The 5,305-nt window shown below is 69.5% G+C and carries 4 protein-coding genes; 1 reads left to right on the top strand and 3 read right to left on the bottom strand.

What is annotated here, in order from left to right; translation table 11 throughout:
• Nucleotides 1-66: 66 nt before the first annotated feature.
• The 3 genes from ABD308_RS33640 to ABD308_RS33630 form a co-directional block, all read right to left on the bottom strand.
• On the bottom strand, nucleotides 67-642 hold the full coding sequence (locus ABD308_RS33640) for a TerD family protein (RefSeq protein ID WP_344343491.1): 576 nt from the start codon (nucleotides 640-642) through the stop codon (nucleotides 67-69).
• A gap of 171 nt (nucleotides 643-813) precedes the next feature.
• Nucleotides 814-1,272 (bottom strand): peroxiredoxin, encoded by a 459-nt coding sequence (locus ABD308_RS33635; RefSeq protein WP_344343489.1) that lies wholly within the window; start codon nucleotides 1,270-1,272, stop codon nucleotides 814-816.
• 282 nt (nucleotides 1,273-1,554) lie between these two features.
• A complete protein-coding gene (locus ABD308_RS33630; protein ID WP_344343487.1) occupies nucleotides 1,555-1,992 on the bottom strand; it encodes a DUF3052 domain-containing protein in 438 nt (145 codons plus the stop codon).
• A gap of 517 nt (nucleotides 1,993-2,509) precedes the next feature.
• On the opposite strand from ABD308_RS33630, the gene aceE reads away from it, so the two are divergent.
• Nucleotides 2,510-5,260 carry a pyruvate dehydrogenase (acetyl-transferring), homodimeric type gene (aceE, locus tag ABD308_RS33625; RefSeq protein ID WP_344343485.1) on the top strand — a complete coding sequence of 917 codons (2,751 nt, stop codon included), beginning with the start codon at nucleotides 2,510-2,512 and terminating at the stop codon, nucleotides 5,258-5,260.
• The last annotated feature ends 45 nt before the right edge of the window (nucleotides 5,261-5,305 follow it).

Below are 5,305 nucleotides of genomic sequence, written 5' to 3'. Positions count from 1 at the left end.
TTCGCGTCCGCGGCCGCCCCGGCCGTTCACACCGCTCGTTGCGGGCCGTCACCGGCCCCGCCCGACTCAGACGTTGACGCCGAAGTCCTGGGCGATGCCGCGCAGGCCGGAGGCGTAGCCCTGGCCGATCGCGCGGAACTTCCACTCGGCGCCGCTGCGGTACAGCTCGCCGAAGACCATCGCCGTCTCGGTGGAGGCGTCCTCGGAGAGGTCGTAGCGGGCCAGCTCCTTGTTGTCCGACTGGTTCACCACGCGGATGAACGCGTTGCGGACCTGACCGAAGTTCTGCGACCGGTTCTTGGCGTCGTAGATGGACACCGGGAAGACGATCTTCTGAACGTCGGCCGGCACGGTCGCCAGGCTGACCTTGATCTGCTCGTCGTCGCCCTCGCCCTCACCGGTGAGGTTGTCACCGGTGTGCTCGACCGAGCCGTCGGGGCTCTTGAGGTTGTTGAAGAAGACGAAGTTGCCGTCCAAGCCGACCTTGCCCTGGTCGTTGCAGAGCAGGGCGCTGGCGTCCAGGTCGAAATCCGTGCCCGTGGTGGTGCGGACGTCCCAGCCGAGGCCGACCACCACGGCGGTCAGGCCGGGGGCCTCCTTGGTCAGCGAGACGTTGCCGCCCTTGCTCAGGCTGACACCCACTTGTCCTCCAAGATTCGGGAGGCACTCCTCGGTGCCCCCGTGGTGCGGTCCGAGACCGGGACGGCGAACCGTCCGGGCCTCTGACCAGCCAACGAGCCGATCGTAGTGCGGGGTTCCCGTCCGCGCCGGGGAACCGGCCCAACGCGGGCGGGGCGAAGCCCCCGGGGCGGCTCAGAGAGCGCCGAGGGCCGCCAGGTACTCCTGCTCGTCACGGGCGTCCGGAAGGGCGTTCACGACGCTCCAGCGGACCACGCCGGCCTTGTCGATCACGAAGGTGCCGCGGACCGCGCAGCCCTTCTCCTCGTCGAAGACGCCGTAGGCGCGGGAGACCTCGCCGTGCGGCCAGAAGTCGGAGAGCAGCGGGAACTCCAGGCCCTCCTGCTCGGCGAAGATCCGCTGGCTGAACGGCGAGTCGTTGGACACGCCGAGCACCTGGACCTCGTCGTTCTGCAGGCGCGGCAGCTCCTTCTGGATCGCGCACACCTCGCCGGTGCAGACCCCGGTGAAGGCGAACGGGTAGAAGACCACGACGACGTTCTTCGCGCCGCGGAAGTCGGAGAGCCTGACCAGCTCGCCGTGCTGGTTCTTGAGCTCGAAGTCCGGAGCCTCGGTGCCGATCTCGATGGCCATGCGGGGACCTTTCCCACTCGACGCGACTGGGCCGCGCGGGTGGCGCGACGAGCGCCATCCTCGCACTCACCGGGAGCCGCTGGGCCGGACGGGTGAGGGAGGGGCCGTCCGGGGCCACCGCTTTCGCCCTGGGCGAACGGTTCGGCCGTCCGGGTCGCCGTTCGCCCGAACCGCCGCGGCGGGCGGCGGGCCCGGGGCGCTCCGGCGGGGCGCCGGGAAGACGACCGGGCCCCGCCGGAGGGACGCCTCCGGCGGGGCCCGGTGAGGCCCGTCAGGCGGCGCTCAGCGCTTGCCCGGCTTGGCGGTCGACTTGGTCGCCAGGCGGGTCGCGGCCCAGTCCTTGGCGATCGCGATCGAGCTGGTCTGCGAGAGGCCGGAGGTCTTCGCGGCGTCGGCGATGTCCGAGGCCTCGATGTGGCCGTCCCGGCCGGTCTTGGGCGTCAGCAGCCAGATCAGGCCGCCCTCGGCCAGGTATTCCAGGGCGTCGACGAGGGCGTCGGTGAGGTCCCCGTCGTCGTCGCGGTGCCACAGCAGGACGGCGTCGGCGACGTCGTCGTAGTCCTCGTCGACGAGATCCGTCCCGGTGATCTCCTCGATGCCCTCGCGGAGGTCCTGGTCAGTGTCTTCGTCGTACCCCAGCTCCTGGATGATCTGGCCCTCTTCGAAGCCGAGACGGGCTGCCGGGTTGGACTTGTCCGCGGGGTCCGCGGTCGCGCTCACGGGAATAACCTCCAGTATTCGGCTCGGCGTCCATGCCGAGGCTGTGGCCGTAGTCCACACGGGCGCGGCGGTTCGCGCAAGTACCCGACCCCCGATCCCCTCCAAAGGTTGACGTGTCGCGCCGGGACACGCCGTGCGACGTGTCGGGAATCACACCGATTTGCCCTTCTCTGCATAGGACAAGGATGCTTCGGGTGGTCCCGGCCCACAGGCCGTACGCACGCCCGAGATGCGAACGGCATTCGGGTCCGCGCGTGCGCGGGCGTAGAGTCTCCTGTTGGCCCTCACCCCGGCCGTCCGCCATCGGACGGGCGGGAAACCAGGTCGGACCACCTCTGTTCGTAACACCCGGGGGTGCGCGGCCCGGACGACGCTGTCCGAACCGCACATCACCAGACCGCTCCTTCTGTCAGGGAGAGCGGTTACCGATCGGTAGAGATGACGGATCTCCGAGCGCGGTAGCACGATGGAGGCGGCGCGACACACCTCTAGTTTCGACCGACAGTGAAGGAACAGCGTGGCTTCCGGATCCGATCGCAACCCGATCATCATTGGCGGCCTTCCGAGTCAGGTCCCGGACTTCGATCCCGAGGAGACCGCGGAATGGCTGGAGTCGCTCGATGCGGCCATCGACGAGCGGGGGCGTGAGCGTGCCCGTTACCTGATGCTGCGGCTGATCGAGCGCGCCCGCGAGAAGCGTGTCGCCGTGCCCGAGATGCGCAGCACGGACTACGTCAACACCATCGCCACCAAGGACGAGCCGTTCTTCCCCGGCAACGAGGAGATCGAGCGCAAGATCCTGAACGCGACCCGCTGGAACGCCGCGGTGATGGTCTCCCGGGCTCAGCGCCCGGGCATCGGCGTGGGTGGCCACATCGCCACCTTCGCCTCCTCCGCGTCGCTCTACGACGTGGGCTTCAACTACTTCTTCCGGGGCAAGGACGCCGAGGGCGAGTCCGGCGACCAGATCTTCTTCCAGGGCCACGCCTCCCCCGGCATCTACGCCCGCGCCTTCCTGCTGGACCGGCTCAGCGAGCAGCAGCTCGACGCCTTCCGCCAGGAGAAGTCGAAGGCCCCGTACGGTCTCTCCAGCTACCCGCACCCGCGGCTGATGCCGGACTTCTGGGAGTTCCCGACCGTCTCGATGGGCCTCGGCCCGCTCGGCGCGATCTACCAGGCCCGGATGAACCGCTACCTGGAGCACCGCGGCATCAAGGACACGTCCGACTCGCAGGTCTACGCCTTCCTCGGCGACGGCGAGATGGACGAGCCCGAGTCGCTCGGCCAGCTGTCCCTGGCGGCCCGCGAGGGCCTGGACAACCTGACCTTCGTGGTCAACTGCAACCTGCAGCGCCTCGACGGCCCGGTCCGCGGCAACGGCAAGATCATCCAGGAGCTGGAGTCGCAGTTCCGCGGCGCCGGCTGGAACGTCATCAAGCTGGTCTGGGACCGCAGCTGGGACCCGCTGCTCGCGCAGGACCGCGACGGCGTCCTGGTGAACAAGCTGAACACCACGGTGGACGGCCAGTTCCAGACCTACGCCACCGAGTCCGGCGCGTACATCCGCGAGAACTTCTTCGGCGGCGACCTGCGGCTGCGCAAGATGGTCGAGTCGATGACCGACCAGCAGATCCAGCACCTGGGCCGTGGCGGCCACGACCACCGCAAGATCTACGCGGCGTTCAAGGCGGCCCGCGAGCACAAGGGCCAGCCGACCGTCATCCTGGCGCAGACCGTCAAGGGCTGGACGCTGGGCCCCAACTTCGAGGGCCGCAACGCCACCCACCAGATGAAGAAGCTGACGGTCGAGGACCTGAAGCGCTTCCGCGACCGGCTGCACCTGCCGATCACCGACAAGCAGCTTGAGGAGGGCTACCCGCCCTACTACCACCCGGGCCGCGGCTCGGAGGAGATCCAGTACATGCACGACCGCCGCCAGGAGCTGGGCGGCTACGTGCCGACCCGCAAGGTGCGGCCGCGCAGGCTGGAGCTGCCGGGCGACGACGCGTACAAGGCGGTCAAGAAGGGCTCGGGCAACCAGACCATCGCCACCACCATGGCGTTCGTCCGGCTGCTCAAGGACCTCATGCGGGACAAGGGCATCGGCAACCGCTTCGTGCCGATCGCGCCCGACGAGTACCGCACCTTCGGCATGGACTCGCTGTTCCCGTCGGCGAAGATCTACAACCCGCTCGGCCAGACCTACGAGTCGGTCGACCGCGACCTGCTGCTGGCGTACAAGGAGTCGCCCACCGGTCAGATGCTGCACGACGGCATCTCCGAGGCCGGCTGCACCGCCTCGCTGATCGCCGCCGGATCGGCCTACGCCACCCACGGCGAGCCGCTGATCCCGGTGTACGTCTTCTACTCGATGTTCGGGTTCCAGCGCACCGGCGACCAGTTCTGGCAGATGGCCGACCAGCTGGCCCGCGGCTTCGTGCTGGGCGCCACCGCCGGCCGCACCACGCTGACCGGCGAGGGCCTGCAGCACGCCGACGGCCACTCGCACCTGCTGGCCTCGACCAACCCGGGCGTCGTCGCGTACGACCCCGCGTACGGCTTCGAGATCGCGCACATCGTGCAGGACGGTCTGCGCCGGATGTACGGCTCCAGCGAGGAGCACCCGACCGGTGAGGACGTGTTCTACTACCTCACCGTCTACAACGAGCCGATCAAGATGCCGGCCGAGCCCGAGAACGTGGACGTCGAGGGCATCCTCAAGGGCCTGCACAAGTACGCGCCCGGCACCGCGGGCCAGATCCCGGCGCAGATCCTCGCCTCCGGCGTGGCCGTGCCGTGGGCCCTGGAGGCCCAGCGGATCCTGGCCGAGGAGTGGAACGTCAAGGCCGACGTCTGGTCCGCGACCTCCTGGAACGAGCTGCGCCGCGACGCGGTGGAGGCCGAGGAGTTCAACCTGCTGCACCCCGAGGAGCAGCAGCGCGTGCCGTACGTCACCGGCAAGCTCCAGGGCTCCGAGGGCCCGTTCGTCGCGGTGTCCGACTGGATGCGCGCGGTGCCGGACCAGATCGCCCGCTGGGTCCCGGGCCAGTGGCAGTCGCTGGGTGCCGACGGCTTCGGCTTCGCCGACACCCGTGGCGCGGCCCGTCGCTTCTTCCACATCGACGCGCAGTCCGTCGTGCTGGCCGTGCTCACCGAGCTGGCCAAGCAGGGCAAGATCGAGCGCAGCGCGCTGAAGGACGCGATCGACCGCTACCAACTGCTCGACGTGGCGGCGGCCGACCCGGGCGCCGCGGGCGGCGACGCCTGAGCCGGTCACCGGTAGCCGTTTCCCGAGGGGTCCGGTCCTCCCGCC

The sequence above is a fragment of the Kitasatospora putterlickiae genome (genome assembly GCF_039527695.1).
In the GTDB taxonomy this organism is placed as follows: domain Bacteria; phylum Actinomycetota; class Actinomycetes; order Streptomycetales; family Streptomycetaceae; genus Kitasatospora; species Kitasatospora putterlickiae.
This window is presented reverse-complemented; position numbering and strand designations above follow the sequence as displayed.